We start from the raw sequence: 25,573 nt of genomic DNA on the forward strand, positions 1-25,573 counted from the left end.
CAGGTTAATTTGCTGCTTTTGCTGTCTCAGTTAAGTTTAAATGATTCCGCAATACCTGCTTTGTCGCTGCTAATTTCGTATCATCCAGCTGATAGTAATAAACACCATTAATATAGGCATCAGAACCAGCAAGGCTAAGAGATTCAATATCTAATTTATTTCCTCCTTGAAGGTATCCAAGGAATGATTTCATTTGATCAAATGTTAAGTCAGTCTCCATATTTTTCCCAACTGCTTCTATCACATCAGTGTAGTTTCCAAGAGATTTAACAGAGGCTGCTTTGGTCATAATAGCTTTAAGGATTTCCTGCTGTCTTTCGCCTCTTTGGATATCACTGTCTTTTTTTCTGGTACGTGCAAGAGCAAGGGCTTCTTCACCGTCTAAATGCTGCATTCCTTTTTCCAGTGTAATCGCTTTTGCATGGTCTTTTGAGTCCTGTTCAGATAATTTATAAGGAACATCGACCGTAATACCATCAAGTGCATTAACTACATCAATAAACGCATTAAAGTTCATCTTTACATAATAATCGACCGGAATGTCGAGTAAATTCTCAACCGTATCCAGTGTCATTTTTACACCGCCATAAGCGTGTGCATGGGTAATTTTTGTATACATATCTTTCTCTGGAATGTATACATAAGAGTCACGTGGAATGCTGAGCATCTTAACGGACTTATCCTTTTTATTAAATGTTGCCAGTATTAAAGCATCAGAACGGGCAGGTCCGTTATTTTTTCGTTTCTCGCTGTCATCGACCCCAACGAATAAAATCGAAGTTTTATCAATTGTCAGCGGTTTTGGCCGGGCTGAATCACGTTCAATCGGTTTATAGGACTTATTCATGACTGATTCGGCTTTTTTATACAGTGTGCCCGCATAAACTCCAGCCCCAAGAACCAGGACTAATAATGGAACTACAATCCATGTAAAAATTCGTTTTCGCCTTCGTTTTTTTACCTTTTGGTATTGTTTATAAGATTGTCTATTAATAGACATACCTTTCCTCCTTAAATAGAAAACTGTCGAAATCTGACAAAATAATGCCTATTTTATATTTTATAATAGATTGTCAGATTGGTAAAATGAATTTTGAAAAAAGGTAAAAAATTACTTATCATATTGGGAGTCTGACTTTTTTCCCAATTGTAATATTCCGCAAGTGCAAATATAATCATTGTCAAAAGATAAATGTTTTTTAGTTTACAGATTCTTCTAAATAAACAGTTTCACCTTTCTGGATCGTACATTGTCCATTGGTTAGTTCAATCATCCAGTCACTGAAGTCCTGTACCAGGCTTTCAGTAACAAACGTTTCAATTTCAACAATATCTAAATAATGGATTTCTTTCACTTTATGCTCTGAAGCACGAAGTTCTTTCTCAATTTTCCCAAGCCAGGTGTAATCGATTTTGACATGAATGACCTGTGTCAATTTTCTTTCGACAATCCCTGTCGTTTGAAGGCCTTCAGAAGCTGCTTTGCCATAAGCACGAATCAGGCCTCCAGCACCTAGTTTAATCCCGCCAAAGTAACGGGTGACAACGACAACGGTATCCTTGAGGTTCTTTTTCTTCAATACTTCAAGGATTGGGACACCGGCAGTACCGCTAGGTTCACCGTCATCATTCGCTTTTTGTATCTGGTTATGCTCGCCGATTAAATAGGCAGAGCAATTGTGGGTAGCATTCCAATGCTTTTTCTTAATTTCTTGAATAAATTCCTGTGCCTCAGTTTCTGTCTCTGCCCGTTTTATTTGAGCAATAAAGCGGGATTTTTGGATAATAATTTCATGTTCACCATATTCTTTAACTGTATAGTAATTTTTCAGCATCAAATGTTCCTTCCTTTAAAATGGGATTTGACGAAGCCATGCTAAATTTGTTTAAAAACCCTGCATTTCCTTGCTTGTACCGTTATTTATTTTATAAGATTTAAGTTGTCCGTCAAAAGTCCTGAAATTTTTTTAAAAAGTTAATGAAATATACCTTTAATATGGGTGTAAAGTTCGAATGATATAATAGTGAAATAAAATTTAGTTATTAATGATGGGATAGTATCATTATATTATACTATGTTTTTGGTATTTTGGGCCAATAGGTAAGCGGGGTTGAGCATTTTCATTGGTACAATCTGTATATAAAGGTAAAATGTGTATTAGGCCTATAGGGAAATACCCCCCTGGAGGTAATGGGAATGAAATTAGAACAAATTAAAGTTAAATCAATTGATGAAATTCGCGAGGAAATGATTGAAACCGTAACATGCAGCAAAAGTGACATTTTTCAAATTAGTGAGCAATGCCGGCAAGATTACGAAAAGTTAACAAATGAATTAGCAGAAATCAAACAGACTATGACAAAAATTCTGGATGAGGAAGTTATTCTTCAGGCACAGGTCAATCAGGCCCGAAACAGGCTTTCAGAGGTAAGTAGGAGATTTAAAAGTTTTACCGAAGAAGAAATCCGCGAAGCCTATGAAAAAGCACATCAGCTGCAAATGGACCTTTCGATTAACTGGCAGTTTAAAAAACAGCTGCTGGAAAAAAGTGAGGACTTAAGCAAAAGGCTTGTCGGACTGGGTGAAACGATTGAACGGGCTGACCAGCTTATATCACAAATTTCTGTGGTCATGAATTATTTACAAAGCGATTTAAAATATTTTGGTGAACAATATGAACATGCCAAAGCGAAGCAGGATTTTGGTCTGAAAATTATTGAGGCTCAGGAGGAAGAACGTAAACGTCTCTCCAGGGAAATTCATGACGGCCCGGCACAAATGCTCGCAAATGTCATTGTCCGTTCTGATTTAATTGACCGTGTCTATCGCGAAGAAGGACCGGAATCAACCTTAATGGAGATTCAAAGTTTTAAAAAGATGGTGCGATCTGCGCTTTACGAAGTCCGCAGGATTATTTACGATTTGCGCCCAATGGCATTGGATGATTTAGGCCTTGTCCCTACGCTAAGAAAATACTTACGAACGATTGAAGAATATCATAATCAGTCCGGCATTCAATTTGAGAATTTAGGACTGGAGGAAAGGCTGCCGGCAAAATATGAAGTTGCCCTGTTCCGGTTGATTCAAGAATCGGTGCAAAACGCATTGAAACATGCGAATGCCTGTCAAATTAAAGTAAGGCTGGAAATAAGCAAGACGGCTGTTGATGTTCTCATTAAGGACAATGGGGTCGGTTTCGATATGAATCAGAAAAAACCGGAATCCTTTGGGATTATCGGCATGAAGGAACGGGTCGATCTGTTGAATGGGGAAATTACCTTTAATTCAAAAATCGGCAAAGGAACCGAAGTATTTATCCGTGTTCCATTCATTAACTAAAAATAAAGAGAATATTTTTATGGATACATGTATAGGAAATAGGAGGGAGCAGGAAATGACTACTAAAATTGTTATTATCGATGATCACCAGCTTTTTAGAGAAGGGGTAAAACGAATATTAGAGTTTGAAAAATCGTTCCAGGTTGTAGCAGAAGGTGATGACGGTACGGAGGCTTTATCACTTGTTGAAGAACATCTTCCTGATGTGGTGATTATGGACATCAACATGCCGCAAATGAATGGTGTTGAAGCTACACGCGAACTCATTGAAAAATATCCGAAAACAAAGGTAATCATTTTATCTATTCATGATGATGAGAACTATGTCACACATGCACTGCAAACCGGTGCCATGGGTTATCTATTAAAAGAAATGGATGCAGATGCTTTAATTGAAGCAGTGCGTGTGGTCGCTGATGGCGGTTCATACCTCCATCCAAAGGTGACACATAATTTGGTAAATGAATATCGTAAACTTGCTGCTGGTGCTACCCGGGGCGGTTCCTATGTGCCGGCAACAGAAATCCGCCGCCCGCTGCATTTATTAACCCGCCGTGAATGTGAAGTATTGCAAATGCTTGCAGATGGAAAAAGCAACCGCGGAATCGGCGAGGCGCTTTACATTAGTGAAAAAACCGTTAAAAACCATGTCAGCAATATTTTACAAAAAATGAATGTCAACGACCGTACACAGGCTGTTGTCTCCGCTATTAAAAATGGCTGGGTAGAAGTAAGGTAAGTTCATATAAAGGGGCACGCAGTTCAACCGGCTGCGTGCTTTTTTACAGCTGCTTTTTGCAAAAGTCGTATTTTAAGGCTTAATAATGCAATTTGTTCCTTTTTCAGCTAGGCTGTTTTCGTAAACTATGTTGTTATGCCAAGAAAAGCGGTGGTTTATTCTATTTAGGAATAAGCGGACTCTGCGAAAAAGCTGGATTACAGGATAGCCCCCTTGGAAGTAAAAAAATAAGCGGAAGTTTTCCCGTTATTTGCAAAATTAAGCTTAAATAGTAAAAAATAAGCGGAGTTTTTTCCGTTATTCAATGAAAAGCACCCGATTTTAGCAGTTCAAAATCAAATAAGGGAAATTCCTCCGTCTATTTCAGCTAATTAACATCCAATTTCTTAAATAACGGGAATTTCTACCTCTTTTTTTTGAACGAATCTTAAAAAGGGTGCAAAAAGCAACAATCTTTTAGAAAAGAGCCTTCAGCTAAAATATTAAACAAGTATGGTTAGTTGAAAAAGACAAGGATGGATAGCAATGAAAACGGCAATTGTTACCGATAGTACCGCGTACATTCCGATAAAAATGCTTGAAAAGTGGAATATATATATGATCCCGTTGAATGTAATTTTTGGAAACGAGGTCTATCAAGAAGAAATTGATATTACATGGAACCAGTTTTACGAAGAGGTTAAGACCAAGGATCTGCCTACCACTTCCCAGCCGCCAATCGGCCAATTTGTTGAGCTGTTTGAGAATTTGGCCAAGGAGTATGATGCCGTCATCAGTATTCATCTCTCGAGCGGCATAAGCGGTACCTATCAAGGAGCAGTCACGGCCGGCAAAATGGTGGAAGACATAAAGGTATATGCGTTTGATTCGGAAATCAGCTGTATGGTTCAAGGATTTTATGCATTGGAAGCGGCCGAATGGGCACAAAGGGGAGAGAACCCCGAAGCGATCATTGCCCGTTTGGAAGAGTTGAAGAAGTCCGCCCGTGCTTATTTTATGGTTGATGACCTATCCCATCTCCAGCGCGGCGGCCGGCTATCCGGAGCAGCCGCCTTCATTGGCAGTTTGCTCCAGGTAAAGCCGCTCTTGCATTTTGAAAATAAAGTGATTGTTCCATTTGAAAAAATCCGTACACGAAAAAAGGCATTAAAACGAATCGCCGATTTATTAGGCGAGGACGCATCCAGCGGCGAACAATACCGCGCTGTTATTATTCACGCCAACCGTGAAGAAGAGGCAAATGAATGGCGAAAAGAACTAGCTGCATTATATCCGAATGTTGAGTTTTCCATTGGCTATTTCGGAGCAGTGATCGGCACACATCTAGGAGAAGGCTCCATGGGAATGGGCTGGATGAAAAAATAAAATTGGTTGACCTTTTGGACCATTCCGGCCTTTTTGGCTGGAATGGTCTTTAGTTTATACGGGGGCGCGGGGACTCCGCGGAATTAATGTGAAAACCGGCGGAATACCGGAGCAGTTCCGCGGGATTTTATCAGAAACCCGCGGAATCCAACAAAAGTACCGGGGGCAAGGCGCACTCCCAAGGAAAGCTGCCCACTGGGAAGGCGTCCGGCGGAAATAATGAGAAACTCCGCGGAATAAGGAAGAAAATCGGCGGAAAAAACGCAAAAATCGGCGGAATACCGGAGCGGACCCGCGGGATTCCATCCAAACCCCGCGGAATCCCTTATTATCAATCGAATCAACCAACACAATATAATCGAAAAAATTCAACATTCTTTGGAGGAATTCCACAAGTTTTGTAGAATATTATCAAAAACTAAACGGAAAGAGTGATGATTTCATTGATTTTAAAAGAATTGGCTCCTCCGCAAAGACTTCTAAAGACACAAGCACTTAAACGACGTCTCATCCCTGGTCATGTAAAGCATCCTGAAATTGAAAACAGTCTGGCAAGAAGAAAAGCTGGATATTGGGGAGAAAGAATCTTAAGCCAATACCTGAAACAGCTTCCCCATGACAAATACCACATCATTCATGACCTCCATTTAGAACTCAATGGTTTCCGCTTGCAAATCGATCACCTATTACTTTCTCAAAACTTTATTCTCCTCATTGAATCTAAAAACATCCAAGGTACGTTATTTTTCGATGATAAATTTAATCAACTTATCCGCCATAATGATGATGGAACAGAAGAAGTGTTTGAGGATCCGCGGGTACAGGCAAGATGGCACCGGGTTCTCTTAGAAAAGTGGCTCAATCAAAAAGGATTTCATATGCTTCCCATTGATTTTCTCATCTTCTTTGCCAGTAATAAAACGATTTTAAAAACCCATTCCTCAACCATAAGAGATGCTCAAAAGATTTGCAAAGCCCGAGATATTTTTAATAAGATTTATAGTTTAGAAAGGCAATATAATGGTAAAAAAATTAGGTATGAATCGCTGATAGATATAGGGAAACTGCTCTTAAACCAGCATGTCCCCGAAATAATTGATATTTTAAAGGAATATGGGATTGTGGAAAAAGATATTTTGCTGGGTGTCCGGTGCCCTTATTGTTCCTATATTCCAATGTGGTATGAAAAAGGAAAATGGAGATGCCCGTCCTGCCATACTCTTACTTTTTCTCATGAAACTTTCCGCGAGGCCATTCATGATTATTGCTGCTTATACAAACCAACGATCACCAACTCAAAGTTCCGCCATTTTCTTTTTGTTCCCATCTAATCATATCGCCCAGAAGAAGCTGCGTTCACTTCATCTTCCATTTACAGGAACTACTAGAAATAGAGTATATTCTTTTACACCCCAGGAGGTACCTCCATGCGATTCCGAATAGAAAATAATAAACTTATAGCTGGAAAAAGTTTTGCCCCAAATTCGCTAAGAATCTCCCAGTTCAATATTATCCCCCAGCCGCCGCTCAATCCTAATTTTTCATTTAATCCGGAACTTCAAAAGCTTCTCATTGGAAAACAGCTTCTAATAGATGACCTCCCATATCAGCTTGAAGAAATTCAAAATCATTATGATCATGGATACATTACTTTTCGAAAAGGGATAGAGTATGCTGGAAAAACGCCGGTCTGTGCCAGATGCGGGAATAACGAGCAGCAATGGTTTGCAATCTATCCATGTACTCGCTGCGGAGAAGACTGTCTCTATTGCCGAAAATGTCTGATGATGGGGAGAATCAGCGAGTGTACACCATTAATTGGCTGGAATGGTCCGGCACCTGACAGCTCACTGCCCTCAAAAATGTTGGAGTGGCAGGGGACATTATCTCAAGGACAATTGGAAGCTTCAGAACGGGTCAAAAATGCTATTCTGCAAAATAAAGAGTGGCTTATCTGGGCGGTTTGCGGGGCGGGGAAGACAGAGGTTCTATTCGCTGGGATTGAGGCAGGTCTTGCTGCGAATAAACGGCTTTGCATCGCTGCTCCCAGAACAGATGTCGTTCTTGAACTGACACCTCGGTTAAAAGCCGCTTTCCCGAACATCTTGGTGGCCTCGCTTTATAGCGGCAGCACAGACCGTCACCTGTATGCTCCGCTGACTATTGCTACCACACACCAGCTGCAAAGATTTTACCATGCGTTTGATGCCATCATTTTAGATGAGGTCGACGCTTTTCCATATACGGTGGAGGAATCCCTTCAGCAAGCTGTGATTCAGGCCCGTAAACAAGAATCAGCGATGATTTACCTTACTGCCACCCCGAATGCCAAGTGGCAGAAAGAATGTCTTTCCGGAAAAAGAGCTTATACCACCATTCCTGCCCGGTTTCACCGCCATCCATTGCCTATTCCTGAATTCACCTGGTGCGGCAACTGGCAAAAACGGCTAAAGAAGAACAAGCTTCCGCCCAATATCCTAACATGGATTAAAAAGCGGCTTGATGAAGGCAAGCAGGCGCTGATATTTTTCCCGCATATTCCCCTCATGGAAAAAGCTCTCCCTGTTTTATGGGCGTTAACTCCAAATATTGAAGCTGTACATGCTGAAGACCCTGAACGGAAGGAAAAAGTCCAAAAGATGCGGTCGAAAGAAATAGCTTTGCTGCTGACTACAACTATTCTCGAGCGGGGTGTCACGTTTCCTGCAATTGATGTTGCAGTTGTAGGGGCGGAGGACGGCATTTTTTTAGAAAGTGCTTTGGTACAGATTGCAGGCAGGGCAGGAAGGAGCAAGGACCATCCAACTGGAGCGGTGACGTTTTTTCACTACGGCAAAACAGAAGCCATGATTAAGGCAAGGAGGCAGATTATGAGTATGAACCGGGAAGGGGTCAAGCGTGGGTTGATTGACCTGTGAACATTTTATTAAATCAAATAGAGAGAGGTCCCAAATGAAATTATTTCAGCAAAATCACTGTCTAATCTGCCACCAAGCAATCCTGCCTGACGTTGGCTGGCAAGCCATTTTTTCCATTGAAAAAGAGCAGTTAATTTGCAAAGAATGTGAAAGAAAGTTTGAAAAAATAGATGGGGAAACCTGCCGAATCTGCAGCCGTCCATTACATTTATTAGAAGAAAAATTCCGTCATGGTGACTTGTGCCATGATTGTTTTAGGTGGGAAGGGGATGAAGAGTGGAAGGGGTTTTTAACAGAAAATCACTCTCTATTTCTTTACAATGATTTTTTGAAAAAAGTTATGGCCAAGTTCAAATTCCGTGGAGATTATATCCTGGCAAGGGGATTTGCCCTTTATGTCAAGGAATTGGTAAAAAATGTGGATACCGATTTGTTTGTGCCCATCCCGCTAAGTGAAGAAAGGTTATATGAACGAGGATTTAATCAGGCAGCGGCAGTTCTCCGGGAGGCAGACCTTCCTTCATCGGAAATTCTGACCCGCATCCACTCTGAAAAACAATCAAAAAAATCTAGAAACGAACGGATTCATCTGCCGCAAGTATTCAATCTTAAACACAATGCTGACATTCAAGGTAAAAAAATCATTCTAATTGATGATATCTACACCACTGGTTCCACTTTGAGACACGCAGCAAAACTTTTAAAACAAGCAGGGGCAGAAAGTATCCATTCTTTGACGATTGCCCGATAAAGTCTGAAAAGGCGGCATCCTTAAAGCTTGCCGCCAACGTTTTTAATATCTCATTTTCAGGGCTTTATTTGCGTTTTCCATATCATGGCCGAGCATGCGGCCTAAGTCGTAAGCAGGATAATAGCCGTGTTTATGCATATAATGAAATACTCTTGCATGGCCTTCGATGGCTCCGGTCAGCTGTCTTGTAAAGGTTTGGCGTAAAGCAGGAGTGGCTGTTTCAGTGATTGCTGCAGCAAGGTTCCGTACCAAAGTTTTAGATAGAGCAAGCAGATCTGCAGCGAAAAATCCAAGATCCTCGCGTTCATCATCTTCACGGGCTTGATAGCCCTGGGCCTGCGGATAAAACTTTAACAGTTCGTTAAGGTTTCTCTCAAGGTCGGTGATACATTTTCTATATAGTTCCTTTAGCTCATGGTCAGTAACTCTGTTTATGGACATTTTTAGTTTCATCAGCCCGGTCGATTGGAAAGCAACCATTTCATGCAGTTCCATTGTCTCATGCCAGGCCAGTAATTTTCTCTCTTCTTGATTCATGAAGGGCCCTCCTTTTTCTTCATTCGCATTTACTATATTCCATAGGCACTTTCATGGAAACTTGTCCCAATTTATTTTAAAATAAAAGAGAAGAAAGCAGTAACATATGTTCTTCTCATCAAACACGGTGCTGTGTATTTCACTATATGCCTGATGTTTTTGTCATTATTTCGACTAAATTTACTCGAGTTAGCAGGAGAAACATAGGGTAAAATAGAAATGTAAATACATAGCCTTAAAAAAGGAGGAGTCCACAGATGAATTATAACGTACGTGGTGAAAACATTGAGGTAACTCCAGCAATCAGAGAGTATGTAGAAAAGAAGATCTCTAAATTGGAGCGTTATTTTACCGAAGCACCTAATGCAAAAGTAAATGCGAATCTTAGATTCAATCCAGATAAAACGTCTAAAGTGGAAGTAACCATTCCACTGCAAAATTTAGTGCTGCGTGCTGAAGAAACAACTAGTGATATGTATGCTGCAATTGATCTGATTTCTGATAAATTAGAGCGTCAAATCCGTAAACATAAAACAAAAATCAACCGTAAATTCCGTGAAAAAGGTGCTGAGCCTTTCCAATTAACAAATACAAATACAAATACGAATCCTGAAGTTCAGGACGATGATGAACTAGAACTAGTGCGCACTAAGCGCTTTGACTTAAAGCCGATGGACAGTGAAGAAGCCATCCTGCAAATGAACCTATTAGGCCACAACTTCTTCGTGTTCACCAATGCCGATACAAACCGTACAAACGTTGTTTACAAACGTAAAGACGGCCGCTATGGCTTAATTGAAGCACAATAATTAAGACACATGATAAAACGCTGCCTCTATATTGGGGCAGCGTTTTTAAGTGAGCCTGTTTATAGCAAAACAATTTTTATTCCGCAGCCAGTCCCAGTCAGGATTTCTATTAAAAAAAGAGCACTGGTATCGCCAGTGCTCTTTCAATTATCTTATTTCGCTGCCCCGTGGCAGTTTTTATACTTTTTGCCGCTGCCGCATGGACATGGGTCATTACGGCCGATATTTTCCTTTTTCACTTTCGGCTTTTTCTTAACAGTTTCGCCGTCTTCCTTCGGATTCACGGCATGGCCTTGTGCGACTTCCTGCCGTTCCAAGTTATTGCGGATTTCTGCTTTCATAATATATAAAGCTGTCTCGTCTTCTACGGATTCAATCATGGATTCAAACATGGCAAAGCCTTCATGCTGATATTCGCGAAGCGGGTCGGTTTGACCATAGGCACGTAAATGGATTCCTTGGCGCAGCTGATCCATAGCATCAATATGATCAATCCACTTGGAATCGACAGCCCGTAAGGTAACTACTTTTTCAAATTCTCGCATTTGCTCAGGAGCAAGAATCTCTTCTTTTTCTGCGTAACGTTCTTTCACCTTTACAAAAATAAGTTCGACCATTTCATCGGTATCCTTACCCTGCAGGTCATCCGACGTAATATCGCCCTCGGGAAGAAGGTTTGCATGGATATAATCAACAATTCCTTGGAGATTCCACTCTTCTTCGTCCTCATGTGCTGGTGCAAAGCTGCTGACATTGCGTTCAATGGAACGTAAAATCATATTTTGAACGATTTCACGCAGGTTTTCCGATTCTAATACTTCATCCCGCTGTTTGTAGATAATTTCACGCTGCTGACGAAGAACATCATCATATTGCAATAATTGTTTACGAGCATCAAAGTTGTTCCCCTCAACACGTTTCTGGGCAGATTCAACGGCACGTGAAACCATTTTGCTTTGAATCGGCTGGGTATCATCCATCCCAAGCTTCGACATCATATTTTTCATATTGTCAGAACCAAAGCGGCGCATAAGCTCATCTTCCATTGAAAGATAGAACTGGGTTACACCAGGATCCCCTTGACGGCCGGAACGTCCGCGCAGCTGGTTATCGATACGCCGGCTTTCATGGCGCTCTGTGCCGATAACAGCAAGACCGCCTAGTTCACGAACACCCTCGCCAAGCTTAATGTCAGTACCACGTCCTGCCATGTTGGTTGCAATGGTGACTGAACCCTGATGTCCTGCTTCTGCGATAATCTCCGCTTCACGTGCGTGGTTTTTCGCATTCAAGACGTTATGACGTACCCCTTTTTTTGTCAGCATTTTCGAAACAAGTTCAGATGTTTCGATTGCTACCGTACCGACTAGAACAGGCTGTCCCTTTTGATGGCGTTCCGCAATGTCTTCGACTACAGCATGGAATTTACCCTCCATCGAGGCATAAATCAAATCGGCGCGGTCATCACGGATAATCGGTTTATTTGTAGGAATGACGATTACGTTCATATTATAAATATTACGGAATTCTTCTTCCTCTGTTTTTGCAGTACCAGTCATACCAGCTAATTTTTCATACATCCGGAAATAGTTCTGGAATGTAATAGTAGCCATTGTCATGCTTTCATTTTGGATTTCGACGCCTTCTTTTGCTTCAATTGCCTGGTGTAATCCCTCTGAGTAGCGGCGTCCTTTCATTAAACGACCGGTAAACTGGTCAACGATAACAATCTCGCCGTCCTGGACAACATAATCTACATCCAGATGCATCGTGACATTGGCTTTCAATGCTTGATTGATGTGATGGTTTAACGTGACATGTGAAATATCAAAAAGATTGTCGATGCCAAAGGATTTTTCTGCTTTGCTGATTCCTTCTTCTGTCAGCATTACGGCCTTAGTTTTTTCATCATACGTATAATCAACGTCCTTAGACAGCGTACGGACAAAGGCGTTTGCCTGTATGTAAAGTGTGGTTGATTTTTGTGCCGAACCAGAGATAATCAGCGGTGTCCGCGCTTCATCAATTAAGATGGAGTCAACCTCGTCGATGACGGCAAAATAAAGCGGCCGCTGTACCTTTTGTTCTTTGTAAAGGACCATATTATCACGCAAATAGTCAAAGCCAAATTCATTGTTTGTTCCGTAAGTGATATCAGCAGCATAGGCTTCCTGCTTTTCATCCTTGTCCATACTATTTAAATTAAGTCCGACGGTTAATCCCAAAAACTCATACAGCTGGCCCATTTCTGTGGCGTCACGGCTTGCCAGGTATTCGTTGACGGTTACAACATGAACACCCTTACCTGAAAGGGCATTTAAATAAACCGGCATAGTTGCCGTTAATGTTTTACCTTCACCTGTTTTCATCTCGGAAATATTCCCTTCATGAAGAGAAATACCTCCCATCAGCTGAACATGGTATGGATATAGGCCAAGCACACGGCGGGCACCCTCACGAACGACCGCAAATGCTTCTGCAAGGAGATCGTCAAGTGTTTCCCCTTTTTGATAACGTGCCTTGAACTCTTCTGTCTTTTCACGAAGCTGTTCATCGCTGAGTCTTTCCGTTTCAGCAGCAAGTGCATCAATTTTCAATGCGAGCTTATCCAATCGTTTTAACTCGCGTTTATTCAGATCAAAGACTTTATTTAAAATCCCCATATTTGAAGAACCGCTCCTTTTTTACTTAAAAAAGCAATGATTTTTTTAAAAAAACTATTATTAACTTTCGATATTTTTCCTTTTATATCTTACCATTATAATCACTTCAGTGACAACAAAAGGGACATGATACATATAATATAGGTTGAAATAGAAAATGAATAACTCTAAGTCATTTTTGAAATTTCACCGTCTCCCACGGTATAATATAAAATGGACAATTGTAATGAAGGAATTAGCAAAGTAATTTTTTGTACATTATGTATAGAGGTGGAAAATATGGAATTAGCAGAAATTCGTAATACTCTTGAAAAAATGGCTGAGACTTTAGCGGACTTTAGGGGGTCTCTTTGACCTCGAAAATAAAGAGGCCAGGATTGCTCAATTAGATGATACAATGCTGCATCCAGACTTTTGGAATGATCAGCAGGCAGCGCAAAAAGTTATTAATGAAGCAAATGGTTTGAAGGACCAGGTTAATGGATTTTATGAACTAAATGATTCCTATGAAAATCTGGAATTAACGTATGAGCTGGTAAAAGAAGAAAGTGATGCCGAACTTCAAGCAGAGCTTGAAACAGAGCTTGAAGAGTTAAGAGACCGTTTAGATCATTTTGAACTTCAGCTGTTATTAAGCGATGAATATGATAAAAATAATGCAATCTTAGAGCTTCATCCAGGTGCTGGCGGTACTGAATCACAGGACTGGGGTTCGATGCTGCTTAGAATGTACACGCGATGGGCTGAAAGTAAGGGATTTAAAGTAGTAACTCTTGATTATCTGCCGGGTGATGAGGCTGGTATTAAAAGTGTTACACTTGGCATCAACGGTCATAATGCGTATGGCTATTTAAAAGCGGAAAAAGGTGTTCACCGTTTGGTTAGGATTTCCCCTTTCGATTCTTCTGGACGCCGTCATACATCATTTGTTTCTTGTGATGTGATGCCGGAGTTTAATAATGAAATTGAAATTGAAATCCGGACTGAAGATCTTCGTGTTGATACGTACCGTGCAAGCGGTGCAGGCGGCCAGCATATTAATAAAACGGAATCAGCGGTTCGCCTTACACATGTGCCGACAGGAATTGTGGTCTCTTGTCAAACAGAGCGGTCACAAATCCAAAACCGTGAACATGCGATGAAAATGCTAAAAGCAAAACTCTACCAAAGAGAAGTGGAGGAAAAGGAAAAAGCGCTGGCAGAAATACGCGGAGAGCAAAAAGAAATTGGCTGGGGAAGCCAAATCCGCTCCTACGTTTTTCATCCTTATTCCATGGTGAAGGACCATCGCACCGGAGTTGAATCAGGAAATGTCCAAGCGGTAATGGACGGAGATATTGACCAGTTTATTAATGCATATCTGCGATCAAGAATTTCATAAACAAAAAGCCTTTGCCAAATGTCCGGCAAAGGCTTTTTTACCAGCATTTAGTTAAAACGAATTTAACAGGAAAAACTATTAAATAATTTACCGCTTTAGCACGCTGTTTTGCTGGCATTTACACCACATTTTCCCCATGCTATACTCACTTCGGTAAAATGTTATTTGAGGAGAATTATAATGGATAGAATTCATCATTTGGCAGATACAAATCCAAAAATCAGGGCGGCCTTCGATTATATTTTTGTGCTGATCGGTTCAGCGATTATTGCGATCACATTTAATGTGTTTTTGCTCCCTAACCAAATTGCATCAGGCGGTGTCAGCGGGATTAGTACGATTTTAAAATCTGTGCTGGACCTTGAGCCGGCTTATGTACAGTGGGCCTTTAATATTCCTTTATTTATTGCCGGAGTGGTTTTATTGGGGAAACATTACGGCGTGAAGACATTAATTGGAACAACTTTTCTCCCGTTTGTTGTGTTCGTAACCAAGAGCTGGGAACCTTGGACACATGATGCTTTGCTTGGAGCTTTATTTGGCGGTATTGGAGTAGGGCTGGGTCTGGGGATTGTTTTTCGCGGGAATGCATCCACCGGCGGTACGGATTTAGCGGCCCAAATCGTCAATAAGTACACTGGTTTTTCACTTGGAAGATGTGTAATCATGATTGACGGCCTGATTGTGGCTGCGGCTGCGCTGGTTTTTGATATAGAAAAAGCGTTATATGCCTTAATTGGGCTATATGTGACCAGTAAAACCATTGATTTGATTCAAATCGGCTTTGGAAGGTCGAAGATGGCGATGATTATTACCGATAACCTAGATGAAGTCCGGGAAGGAATTTTGAATAAAATTGACCGTGGTATTACCAAATTCTCTGCATATGGAGGATTTACCGATCAAGAGCGCCCTGTATTAATGTGTGTCGTAGATCAAACGGAGTTCACAAAATTGAAACAATTGGTCAAAAGCCTCGACCCATCTGCATTTGTCGTTGTTATGGATGCTGCCGAGGTACTGGGAGAGGGTTTCAAACGCTGATAAAATTGGTATAATTAAGCATTGATGGCACTATTTTCACTTTAGGGGGAGTAGCAATGAAGAAAAAACTAGGCACAATGATATTGGGAGCTGCTTTAGTAATGGGATTAGCTGCCTGCGGCGGCGGTTCTGATAGCTCAGATAGCGGCAGCAGCAGCGGCGGCGGACAAGATACTGCATCAGCTGGCGGACAAAAGATTTATGATCAAAAATGCTCAAGCTGTCATGGCGGTGATTTGAAAGGCGGAATGGGTCCAGATCTTTCAAAAATCGGAGCTAAATATTCAAAAGATGAAATTCTTAAAATAGCAGAAAATGGTAAAACGGGTGATAAAGGCACAATGCCGCCCGGAATTGTCTCAGGCGACGATGCTGAACAAGTTGCTCAATGGCTTTCAGAAAAAAAATAATAGACCATCATTAAACACTCTATCATTTAGGATAGGGTGTTTTTTTGTTGATTTATTTTTATAAAAAGTTCGACAAAATGAATATTCCAATGAAAAGATATATTTCCATCAATAGAATAAATTGTCAGTATTTGTATTCTTTGAAATAAAACTGTAATATTTTTATGGCTTTTATCGACGATTTTTGATGTTATAATAAAGCCATGCGAAATTTTGCGCATTATGTTGAGAATGTGTTCGTTTTTGTAAACACAAATAGAAAATTGTCGAATAATAGCTATTCACAATTAAAATATGGGTGATAACTATGATAGAAATGAAAGAGGTATATAAAAAGTACCGAAATGGTGTAACGGCCATTAATGGAATAGACGTCCGTATTGATCAGGGAGAATTTGTCTATATCGTTGGCCCCAGCGGTGCTGGGAAATCGACCTTCATAAAAATGATATATCGTGAGGAAGTGCCTACTTCCGGGACTATCCATATGAACGGCATTGATTTGGCTAAAATAAAAATGAAAAAGGTGCCTATCTATAGACGTAATATAGGAGTGGTTTTCCAAGATTTCAAATTGCTTCCAACTCTTACAGTCTATGAAAATATTGCGTTTGCATTAGAAGTAATTGAGGCTTCACCAAAATTTATTAAAAAACGGGTGATGGAGGTTCTTGATCTTGTTGGATTGAAACATAAGGCAAGAATGCTTCCAACTGAACTTTCCGGCGGTGAGCAGCAGCGTGTATCCATTGCACGTTCCATTGTAAACTCACCAAAAGTGGTTATTGCTGACGAACCAACCGGTAACCTTGACCCTGAAACAACATGGGAAATTATGAGGATTTTCGAAGAAATTAATAATCGCGGAACAACGCTTGTGATGGCAACCCATAACAGAGATATTGTAAATACATTAAAACGTCGTGTTATAGCTATTGAAGGCGGAAAAATTGTACGTGATGAGCAAAGAGGTGAATATGGTTATGAAGGTTAGTACGATTCGCCGGCATGCTCGCGAAAGTCTTAAAAGTCTTGGCAGAAACGGCTGGATGACATTTGCATCCGTAAGTGCTGTAACGGTTACCCTCATCCTTGTCGGTGTCTTCTTTGTGATAATGATGAATTTAAATAGAGTGGCCCAGACAGTGGAAGAGGATGTCCAAATCCGCGTTCACATCGACGTTGCAGCCAATAAACATGATCAAGATACATTAAAAACGGCTATTCAAAAGATTCCAGAAGTGAAAACAGTGACATTTTCATCTAAAGAAAATGAATTAAAAGAGTTAGTTAAAAGTATGGGTGATGAAGGAAAGGCATTTAAGCTTTTTGAACAGGACAACCCATTAAATGACGTATTTATTGTTAAAACAAAGAACCCAGGCGATACAATGAAGGCTGCTTCAAAGATTGAAAAACTTAACTTTGTGGCAAAGGTAAAATATGGCCAGGATAAAGTGGAAAAGCTGTTTAAGTTTATTAATGCAAGCCGGAATGTCGGAGCTGTGCTTATCATCGGTCTGTTCTTTACGGCGATTTTCCTAATCTCAAATACTATTAAAATTACAATTATTGCTAGAAGACGAGAAATTAAAATTATGAGGTTAGTAGGGGCAACCAATTCCTTTATTCGCTGGCCATTTTTCCTTGAAGGACTATGGCTTGGAATTCTTGGTGCAATTTTACCAATCATTCTAATTTCAATTGCCTATTACCGTGCTTTTGATTATATCAACCCTAAGCTTGACGGCACATTTATTAAGATTCTGCCATTTGATCCGTTCATGTATCAAGTATCCGGCATTCTTCTATTAATGGGTGCTTTGATCGGTGTATGGGGAAGTTTAATGTCCGTTAGAAAATTTTTAAAAGCGTAATGAGAATCAGGAAGGGGCTAATTTACGGCCCTTCCTGATTTTAATGTTTTATCGAAAATTGAAGTAATAGCCATACTTTTTAGATAGAAAACAACGATACTATCAATTTTATCGTTATACAGATAAAGAATGATGTAACTATACATAGAGTATCAAAATAGGAGGAAAATCCGGATGAAGAAAACAGTTCTAACCCTTGCTGTTACGGCAACGGTCGGGTTTGGCACGATATTTACAGGATATGCCGCAAAAACAGAAGCTGCATCGTTTTCTGAATTAAATGGGAAGATAAATGAGATTCATGAGAAGAAAGCAGATGTTAATTCAGATATTGATAAAGCAAATGATAAAATTAAGAGCATTCAGAAACAACAATCTGATGTACGTGTTTCTTTAGAGCAGCTAGAAATAACGATTAATGAAACGACGAAAAAAATTAATGACCAGAATAATAAAATAAGTGAAACAAAAACAGAGATTGCGAAGCTCCAGGACGATATTAAAATTATTCAGGAGCGGATGCAAAAAAGAAGTTTAGTATTAAAGGATCGTGCCCGCAGTTACCAGGAAAACGGGGGAGCGGTTAACTACCTTGATGTATTATTTGGAGCTGAAAGCTTTAGTGATTTTATTGACCGGGCTAATGCAGTGGTAACTCTAGTACAGGCTGATCAGGCAATATTAAAACAGCAGGAAGCAGACAAAAAAGAACTGCAGCAGAAGCAGGATAAGGTGAAAAATGATCTTGCCGGTCTTGAAACAATGCTGTCAGACTTAAAGAATATGAATCAACAATTAGCTGCACAAAAGGCTGAAAAAAATAAATTATTGAAAACTCTTGACAGTCAAAAAGCCGCGGAAGAAAAAAATGTCATGAGTCTGAAAGAGAAGGAGCAGATTCTTTCATCACAAGAAAATGCCATCAATAAGGCGATTGAGCTGGAAAAGGCACGACAAGCTGAAGCTAAGAAAAAGGCACAGCAGGCACAAATTCAAAGCAAATCAACTGCATCTTCGGGTTCAACAAGATCTTCAGGTTCAGCAGGAACTGCATCTTCACAACCCCATGTTGCTGTATCCAGCGGTGCTTTCACCAGACCGACAATCGGGCCGGTAACCTCCGGATATGGCTATAGGTCCTATGATCATTCCTTCCACAATGGAATTGATTTTGGCAGTCAAACAAGTAGTGACCCGATTGTTGCTGTTGCAGACGGAGTAGTTTCAAGATCATATCTGTCCTCATCGTATGGAGAATGTGTTTTCATTTCTTCCATTGTAAATGGCCAGCTGTATACGAGCATTTACGCCCATATGGCAAGCGGCAGCAGATCGGTTCATGAAGGTCAGGTTGTAAAGAAAGGCCAGCGGATCGGTACGAAGGGTGCAACAGGTGCTGCTGACGGTGTTCACTTACACTTTGAACTGCATAAGGGAAAATGGGAATACGACAAACGGAATAAAATTAATCCATCTGGAATTATTCCAGGTGTGTAAAAAGGAAGAGGCTGAGCCTCTTCCTTTTTTTAATGGGACTTGAGAAATTGACCAGCACCACAAGGAAGGCTTCGGCAGTATTAGCAGCGCACGAAGGAAAAGCGATAGCTTTTTCGAGGAGCTCCCAGCCGGATTGCTGCCTCCAATAAGCTTCAAGGGTATCCTGCACATAACACATGACGTCAGCTTTAACCATCCCGCGGCCAATAACCTTGTGCCCAAAAGCAGAGGAACCGTTGCTAGTCGGGGCTGACTAAAGATAACTGCTGAGAATAATCATCGCAAGAACAAGCTGTGCTTGTTCTGAAGGGTTTGTGGTTTTCTTAATAGATTCATTTTTCTCATTCATAACCTGTCCATTCTTGTCATACCTATTATTAGTGGGGCAGAAATACGAAGTGTTTGAACGAATAGACAGGAGTTTTCACAAGGAGGAGTTAGATGAATCGACAATGGGTTGCCCTATTAATGACTTTTTCACTGTTAATAGGTGCCGGGGGAACATATGCCGGGATACAAATTTTAGAAAAAAAAGAAGGAAATTCAGCTCTTGATCATGCTGATCCGAAAAGTATGAACGTGAATTCAAATGGCACAAAGGACGAAGACCTATCAATGGTCGAGCAAGCATATGATCTTATATTAAATCGTTATGTGGAAAAGGTGGACGAGAAAAAACTTGAGGAAGGCGCAATTCAAGGCATGCTTTCTGTTTTAAAAGACCCTTATTCTGTTTATATGGACAAGGAGACAAGCAAACAATTCACCCAAACCTTGGAGTCTTCATTTGAAGGAATCGGTGCCGAAGTCGGCATGGTTGACGGGAAAATTGTGATTATCTCACCATTTAAAAATTCACCGGCTGAAAAGGCTGGACTAAAGCCAAATGATGAGATATTAAGAGTAGATGGAAAAAGTGTAGAAGGCCTCGATTTAAGCAAAGCGACGATGAAAATCCGCGGTAAAAAAGGGACTTACGTAACCTTAAATATTGCCCGTAATGGATTAAATGAACCGCTTGAAATAAAAGTAAAGCGTGATGAAATCCCGCTGGAAACAGTACACAGCGATATAAAGAAACAAGACGGCAAGAAAATCGGCTATCTTGAAATTACCTCCTTCTCTGAAAATACTGCGGCAGATTTTAAAAAAGAACTAAAAGCGCTGGAAAATGATCATATTAAAGGACTGATTATTGATGTCCGCGGCAACCCAGGGGGACTGTTAATCAGTGTTGAAGATATTTTAAAAGAGCTGGTGCCGAAGGATAAACCATATATCCAGATTCAAGAGCGTAATGGAGAAAAACGCCGATTCTTCTCCAATCTTTCAAAGAAAAAAGACTACCCTATTTTAGTTTTAGTCAACAAGGGAAGTGCATCAGCTTCGGAAATTTTAGCGGGAGCATTACAGGAAGCTGCCGGATATAAGCTTATTGGAGAAAACACTTTCGGTAAAGGAACCGTCCAACAAGCAATTCAAATGGAAGACGGAAGCAATGTAAAATTGACTCTATATAAATGGCTGACACCTGACGGAAACTGGATTCACAAAAAGGGAATCAAACCGGATGTGGAGATTGAGCAGCCTGCTATTTTTACCACCCACCCGCTTCAAATTGAAAAGCCGCTTACAATGGACATGAACAATGAGCAGGTAAAAAATGCACAGGAAATTTTAGCAGGGTTAGGATTTGCTCCTGGAAGAACAGACGGTTACTTTAGTATAGAAACCGTAACAGCTGTAAAAGGATTCCAGCAGTATAATGACCTTCCGGTAACAGGGGAAATTGATGAAGTGACTGCTAGGAAATTAGAGGAAGCAGTTATTAAAGAAATGAAAAAACAAAAAAATGATCTACAGCTGCAAACAGCGCTAAGGCTGATAGTGAAATAGTTTAACAGGAACAGCGAACACTTCATTTCAGGTGGTTCGCTGTTTTTTGTCCTGGCAGGATTGGCGGAAAATTTGTCGTTTCCCGCGGAATCACCGGAAATTTCCGCGGAAATAGAAGACAATCAGGCGGAAAAAATCATAATCTGGCGGAATTCAGCTCAAAACCGGCGGAATCAGCATCTACAAACGACCGACGAGTAAATTGAAGAACATAAATGACTGTTTTCTAAAACCAGCAATAGGTCTTATCCCGCATTAACGGGCACAAAGACGCCCGCTTCAATGTTTAGCTGAAAACTGCCCGTAAAAACCCGATTGGTTCAACTAACTATCAGTGGCAAAAAACCCACTGATTGAAGTTTCACTTTATGGTTCTAATTTGGTAGAATAAAAGATAAGAGTCTTTTACATAAAAAAATTGAAATTTTTAATAGAGGCAGGTGGAAGGAATGGTGCAAATATGGCTTGTGGAGCTTTTAAAAGGGACAGGCAAGTTATTTCTTCATCCTGTTTTATACTATCTTGTGTTCCTATCCGGAATATTGGGTGTCATGAGAGTGAAACGTGAACGGAAAAACTTCCATGTCAGAGCAGAGGATGCATATTTTGAGCTTCGGCAGTTATTTCCGCTTGGATTGATCATCGGGTTATCACTTTCTGTTATCGTGATAGCAGCAGGAATCACAGTTCCATTTGCAGCAATTGTTCTCATTGCCGGCATCACCATTTTATTATCATTTACGACAAACATACGCTGGATGTCGCCAGCATATACAGTGGGAGCTGCATTTTTTGCTGTTAGCTTATTTTCACAAAATCATTGGTCGATTCCATTCTTCTCAAATACGTTTGATTCGATAGGTGGAATTGTTTATCCTTCCATAGTAGTGATTCTTGGACTTTTATTAATAGCTGAAGGAATTCTTATTTTAAAAAACGGAATAAAAGGAACATCTCCGAAACTGGCAAAAAGTAAGCGAGGGAAAACTATTGGTGTCCATGAGGTTAAACGCCTTTGGATGCTGCCGTTATTTATGCTGATTCCAGGTGAGGCATTGCAGCTTCCATTTGACTGGTGGCCGGTATTTCATTTAGGAGCCAAAGAATACGCCCTTATTTTTGTTCCGTTTGCTATTGGTTTCCACCAGCAGGTTAAAGGCACTTTACCAAAAGAAGCAATTGACAGGCATGGGCGGCAGGTTGTCGGATTGGGAATCCTCACGACAATCATTTCAGTTGTGGGTTATTGGTATCCGCTTGTTTCCATTATACTTGCGGCATTAGCGGTTATCGGCCGTGAAACAATTGCATTTATCGCCCATCAAACAGATGACAGCCGGCCGTTTTATTTTTCGAAAAAGAACAATGGCTTGATGATTATTGGAATTATTCCGGAATCACCGGCCAGTAAAATGGAGCTGATGGTTGGAGAGACCATTGCCAAGGTCAATGGAATAGCTGTCCGCGATGAAAAAACGTTCTATGAGGCATTGCAGAAGAACCGTGCTCATTGTAAACTTGATGTCCTTGATAAGAACGGTGAAATCCGCTTCGTCCAACGTGCACTTTTTGATGGCGATCATCATGAACTCGGTCTGCTCTTTGTTCAGGATGACCATGATTATGAAAAAGGCGCATGAATCGAATGTACTCAAAAAGCCAAGGGATCCAATCCTTTGGCTTTTTTCCATCTTCATAGTGTCCGGTACTTCTTCAATGCTAAAATATTTAATACAATAAAAATGACAGCAAAGATGACAAGGGCGATGAGATCGCCGCTGATTTCACTTAAACCAGCACCTTGATACATGACTCCCTTTAAAGCATCACCGGCATAGTACATCGGCATGATTTTGGCAGCTGCCTGAAGCCAGCCGGCCATCCCTTCCAAAGGAAAAATTCCGGCGAAGAATACCTGCGGAACTACCGCAATCGGAATAAATTGCATCATCTGAAACTCAGAAGCCGCGAATGAAGATAATAAAATCCCTAAAGAAAGGGCCACCAGTGCTAATAATAAGTTAATTAAAATCACATGCAAAATGGACCCAGCCATGACAATATCCAGTACGGTTATGGCAAAGACCACGACAATAATGGTTTGAATCACCGCAAATATTCCATAGCCGGCCAAATAGGCAGTGACGATTTCCCAGCGGCGGATTGGCGTAGACATCAGCCGCTCTAAAGTCCCTGTTGTCCGCTCACGCAGCAGCCCGATTCCAGAAATAATAAAGACAAAAAAGAATACAAAGAAGCCGACTAAAATGGGACTTAACACATCAAAAAATACAGTATCTTTATCACCATATACATAGTTTGTATCGATGGCTCCCGTTGTCATGCCAGCAAGTTCAGGACGATGCTGGATGAGTTTAGCCTGAGCCTGTGCCGCGATGACCTGATTAATTTTCATTTGCAATGCTTTGGCTCTGCTTGGATCGTCATTACGCAAAATCAACGTCATTTTTCCGGAACCGGCATCCTTCTTAAGCAGTCCATCCAGTTCATCATCTACAACCGTGCTCTTTGAGGCGGAATCATATTCTTTTACCTGAATAGCTGCTTTTTCAAAGCCGGTTACAAGGCTGTCATCCATTCCCGTAACCCCTAATTTGGAATCAACCGTATTCCCGTTAAATAGAAAGTACATCAGGGTTAAAATGAGGAGCGGGGCAACAAACATCAGTCCTAATGTTCGTTTATCCCGCAGCAATTGCCGGGCAATTCGTTTAATTAAGGCTGAGATTCTCATGCTGTTTCACCCCCGCCTTCAGGAATACTTCATCCAAGCTGCCAGCACTGTATAAGTCTTTTAATTCACTTGGCGTACCGCTTGCTAAAATTCGGCCGTCCCGCACCATTGCAACGACATCACATCTTTCGGCTTCATCCATGACATGGGTCGTGACGATAATGGTTTTTCCTTCTTCATTTTTCAATCGTAAAAGCTCTCCCCAAATGGAAAGTTTTAATTCTGGGTCAATTCCGACCGTCGGTTCATCCAAAATTAATAACTTTGGATCCTGAATCAGTGCAATTGCGAGTGAAAGACGCCGTTTCATCCCGCCGGAATAGGCAGAAACCCGTTTCTTTAAATCATCGCGCAGATTCACTAAGTCTGAAGCATAGGCAATCCGTCTTTTTTGTTCTTCTTTATTCAGTCTAAATAGGGAGGCGAAAAATTTTAAATTCTCTTCGCCGGTCAGCTCCACATAAAGGGCATCAGATTGCGCCATATAGCCGATTTCCTGCAAAATATCGAGATTCGGCATTGTTTCATTCAGTACATGAATCAAACCAGAGTCGGCTTTTTCCATACCGACAATCATTTTTACTAATGTTGTCTTCCCGGCTCCAGAGGGTCCAATTAGACCGTACAATTGTCCTTTTTCAATCGTCAAGCTGACATCATTCAAAACTGCTTTTTTTCCAAAGCTTTTATTGACGTTTTCGACTGTAATGGTTGAATTCAGGTGAATCCCCTCCTCAAAAGCCAACAGATGAATGAACACCGTGTTGACTATTTCTATACCTTAATCTTAAAATGCTGAAGGTTGAATTACAATGAACAATAATGGGCAAAGTGTTCAATGTCGTCAGTTACCTATTCAATCCAGCGGCATACCCAGGGCCAAATAAGGTCATTTTGACTAAAATTAAGGTCATTTCACGAGGAGACTTTTCCATTCCGGTTTCAAGCCAATGCTGGATCACCCCTACATGGGCTGCACTGACATAGGAAATCAAGAAATCAACAGGGACAAGCATATTGTTCTTGCTGACTCCATCAGCAATTTTTTGAAGAAAAGTTTGTTTAATTAATTCCTTGAGTTTTACTTGAAATGCAGCATCTCCCTTTGGACCAAGGATGACTTTCATAAAACTTGCATTTTCCTGAAAATATTCAAATAGCTTCAGGATGATCGGAAACGGTTCATCCTGACTTGTATAGGCAATGGCTTCCATTGGTTTGATATCATTAACAATTTCTTCGATTCCCTGAATCATTTCATTTTCACTTTGCTCTAATAAATCATACTTATCCCGGTAATGTAAGTAGAAGGTGCCTCGGTTAATTTTTGCCTTTTGAGTCAAATGCCGAACGGTGACCCCTTCAAATCCCTTTTCCTCCATCAGTTCTGTGAGAGTATCTCTAATTAGCCGTTTGGTATGAAGCACCCGTTTATCTGCTATGCGTTCTTTCATCGTTAGCACTCCTTTATGAACCATTGTTCAACACAATATATGATTTAGCAAACAAGTATAAAATGGAAAAGTATTCCTTTTTTACAGTTTTATTTTCATATGCCAATATTACTGATTTTTGTAAATTAACTGAAAAT

The 25,573-nt window shown here is 40.6% G+C and carries 22 protein-coding genes; 15 read left to right on the plus strand and 7 right to left on the minus strand.

The window, feature by feature from the left end:
* Positions 1 to 4: 4 nt before the first annotated feature.
* The gene (locus M3183_RS04755; protein WP_251467043.1) at positions 5 to 1,000 is read right to left on the minus strand and encodes an LCP family protein; all 996 of its coding nucleotides are present in this window, start codon (positions 998 to 1,000) and stop codon (positions 5 to 7) included.
* Between the two features lie 199 nt (positions 1,001 to 1,199).
* Entirely contained in the window at positions 1,200 to 1,835 is a 636-nt protein-coding gene (locus tag M3183_RS04760; RefSeq protein ID WP_251467045.1) for a YigZ family protein, read from the minus strand.
* Positions 1,836 to 2,197: 362 nt separating this feature from the next.
* Here M3183_RS04760 and M3183_RS04765 point away from each other — a divergent pair, with 362 nt between their 5' ends.
* The 6 genes from M3183_RS04765 (at position 2,198) to M3183_RS04790 (ending at position 9,113) form a co-directional block, all read left to right on the plus strand.
* Positions 2,198 to 3,340 carry a sensor histidine kinase gene (locus M3183_RS04765; protein WP_251467047.1) on the plus strand — a complete coding sequence of 381 codons (1,143 nt, stop codon included), beginning with the start codon at positions 2,198 to 2,200 and terminating at the stop codon, positions 3,338 to 3,340.
* Between the two features lie 55 nt (positions 3,341 to 3,395).
* A complete protein-coding gene (locus M3183_RS04770) occupies positions 3,396 to 4,079 on the plus strand; it encodes a response regulator (protein WP_251467050.1) in 684 nt (227 codons plus the stop codon).
* 525 nt (positions 4,080 to 4,604) lie between these two features.
* Positions 4,605 to 5,444, plus strand: a complete 840-nt coding sequence (locus M3183_RS04775) for a DegV family protein (protein ID WP_251467052.1) — start codon at positions 4,605 to 4,607, stop codon at positions 5,442 to 5,444.
* 434 nt (positions 5,445 to 5,878) lie between these two features.
* The gene (locus M3183_RS04780) at positions 5,879 to 6,775 is read left to right on the plus strand and encodes a nuclease-related domain-containing protein (protein ID WP_251467056.1); all 897 of its coding nucleotides are present in this window, start codon (positions 5,879 to 5,881) and stop codon (positions 6,773 to 6,775) included.
* A 96-nt stretch (positions 6,776 to 6,871) separates the two neighbouring features.
* Positions 6,872 to 8,362 (plus strand): ATP-dependent helicase ComFA, encoded by a 1,491-nt coding sequence (locus M3183_RS04785; protein ID WP_251467057.1) that lies wholly within the window; start codon positions 6,872 to 6,874, stop codon positions 8,360 to 8,362.
* Positions 8,363 to 8,396: 34 nt separating this feature from the next.
* Positions 8,397 to 9,113, plus strand: coding sequence for a ComF family protein (locus tag M3183_RS04790; protein ID WP_251467058.1), 717 nt, complete (start codon positions 8,397 to 8,399; stop codon positions 9,111 to 9,113).
* A gap of 42 nt (positions 9,114 to 9,155) precedes the next feature.
* On the opposite strand, the gene M3183_RS04795 is transcribed toward M3183_RS04790, so the two are convergent.
* Positions 9,156 to 9,650, minus strand: a complete 495-nt coding sequence (locus tag M3183_RS04795) for a spore coat protein (protein WP_251467059.1) — start codon at positions 9,648 to 9,650, stop codon at positions 9,156 to 9,158.
* Positions 9,651 to 9,907: 257 nt separating this feature from the next.
* On the opposite strand from M3183_RS04795, the gene hpf reads away from it, so the two are divergent.
* Complete coding sequence (gene hpf, locus M3183_RS04800; RefSeq protein ID WP_251467060.1) at positions 9,908 to 10,459, plus strand: ribosome hibernation-promoting factor, HPF/YfiA family; 552 nt, start codon at positions 9,908 to 9,910, stop codon at positions 10,457 to 10,459.
* A gap of 152 nt (positions 10,460 to 10,611) precedes the next feature.
* Here hpf and secA read toward each other — a convergent pair whose 3' ends face one another.
* Complete coding sequence (secA, locus tag M3183_RS04805; protein WP_251467061.1) at positions 10,612 to 13,122, minus strand: preprotein translocase subunit SecA; 2,511 nt, start codon at positions 13,120 to 13,122, stop codon at positions 10,612 to 10,614.
* 279 nt (positions 13,123 to 13,401) lie between these two features.
* On the opposite strand from secA, the gene prfB reads away from it, so the two are divergent.
* The 8 genes from prfB to M3183_RS04845 all read left to right on the plus strand — a co-directional run bounded on the left by prfB (position 13,402) and on the right by M3183_RS04845 (position 22,867).
* Positions 13,402 to 14,503, plus strand: a protein-coding gene (gene prfB, locus M3183_RS04810) for a peptide chain release factor 2 (RefSeq protein ID WP_251467062.1) whose coding sequence is annotated in 2 segments (ribosomal slippage) — positions 13,402 to 13,473 and positions 13,475 to 14,503 — 1,101 coding nt in all. Because the reading frame shifts where the segments join, the coding sequence is not laid out codon by codon here.
* A 180-nt stretch (positions 14,504 to 14,683) separates the two neighbouring features.
* Positions 14,684 to 15,547 (plus strand): YitT family protein, encoded by an 864-nt coding sequence (locus tag M3183_RS04815; protein ID WP_251467063.1) that lies wholly within the window; start codon positions 14,684 to 14,686, stop codon positions 15,545 to 15,547.
* A 56-nt stretch (positions 15,548 to 15,603) separates the two neighbouring features.
* A complete protein-coding gene (gene cccB / locus M3183_RS04820; RefSeq protein ID WP_251467064.1) occupies positions 15,604 to 15,957 on the plus strand; it encodes a cytochrome c551 in 354 nt (117 codons plus the stop codon).
* A gap of 307 nt (positions 15,958 to 16,264) precedes the next feature.
* Positions 16,265 to 16,951 carry a cell division ATP-binding protein FtsE gene (gene ftsE, locus M3183_RS04825; protein WP_251467065.1) on the plus strand — a complete coding sequence of 229 codons (687 nt, stop codon included), beginning with the start codon at positions 16,265 to 16,267 and terminating at the stop codon, positions 16,949 to 16,951.
* Positions 16,941 to 17,834, plus strand: a complete 894-nt coding sequence (gene ftsX, locus M3183_RS04830; RefSeq protein WP_251467067.1) for a permease-like cell division protein FtsX — start codon at positions 16,941 to 16,943, stop codon at positions 17,832 to 17,834. Before ftsE ends, ftsX begins: the two co-directional genes overlap by 11 nt.
* A 174-nt stretch (positions 17,835 to 18,008) precedes the next feature.
* A complete protein-coding gene (locus M3183_RS04835) occupies positions 18,009 to 19,331 on the plus strand; it encodes a murein hydrolase activator EnvC family protein (protein ID WP_251467068.1) in 1,323 nt (440 codons plus the stop codon).
* A gap of 441 nt (positions 19,332 to 19,772) precedes the next feature.
* Entirely contained in the window at positions 19,773 to 21,227 is a 1,455-nt protein-coding gene (locus M3183_RS04840; protein WP_251467070.1) for a S41 family peptidase, read from the plus strand.
* Between the two features lie 449 nt (positions 21,228 to 21,676).
* On the plus strand, positions 21,677 to 22,867 hold the full coding sequence (locus M3183_RS04845) for a PDZ domain-containing protein (protein WP_251467071.1): 1,191 nt from the start codon (positions 21,677 to 21,679) through the stop codon (positions 22,865 to 22,867).
* A 53-nt stretch (positions 22,868 to 22,920) separates the two neighbouring features.
* Here M3183_RS04845 and M3183_RS04850 read toward each other — a convergent pair whose 3' ends face one another.
* From M3183_RS04850 to M3183_RS04860, 3 genes are all read right to left on the minus strand, one after another.
* Positions 22,921 to 23,982 carry an ABC transporter permease gene (locus tag M3183_RS04850; RefSeq protein WP_251467072.1) on the minus strand — a complete coding sequence of 354 codons (1,062 nt, stop codon included), beginning with the start codon at positions 23,980 to 23,982 and terminating at the stop codon, positions 22,921 to 22,923.
* Entirely contained in the window at positions 23,960 to 24,703 is a 744-nt protein-coding gene (locus M3183_RS04855; RefSeq protein WP_251467438.1) for an ABC transporter ATP-binding protein, read from the minus strand. Before M3183_RS04855 ends, M3183_RS04850 begins: the two co-directional genes overlap by 23 nt.
* A 127-nt stretch (positions 24,704 to 24,830) precedes the next feature.
* The gene (locus tag M3183_RS04860; protein WP_251467073.1) at positions 24,831 to 25,436 is read right to left on the minus strand and encodes a TetR/AcrR family transcriptional regulator; all 606 of its coding nucleotides are present in this window, start codon (positions 25,434 to 25,436) and stop codon (positions 24,831 to 24,833) included.
* Between the last annotated feature and the right edge of the window lie 137 nt (positions 25,437 to 25,573).

The organism is Neobacillus mesonae (assembly GCF_023715155.1).
In the GTDB taxonomy this organism is placed as follows: domain Bacteria; phylum Bacillota; class Bacilli; order Bacillales; family Cytobacillaceae; genus Neobacillus; species Neobacillus mesonae_A.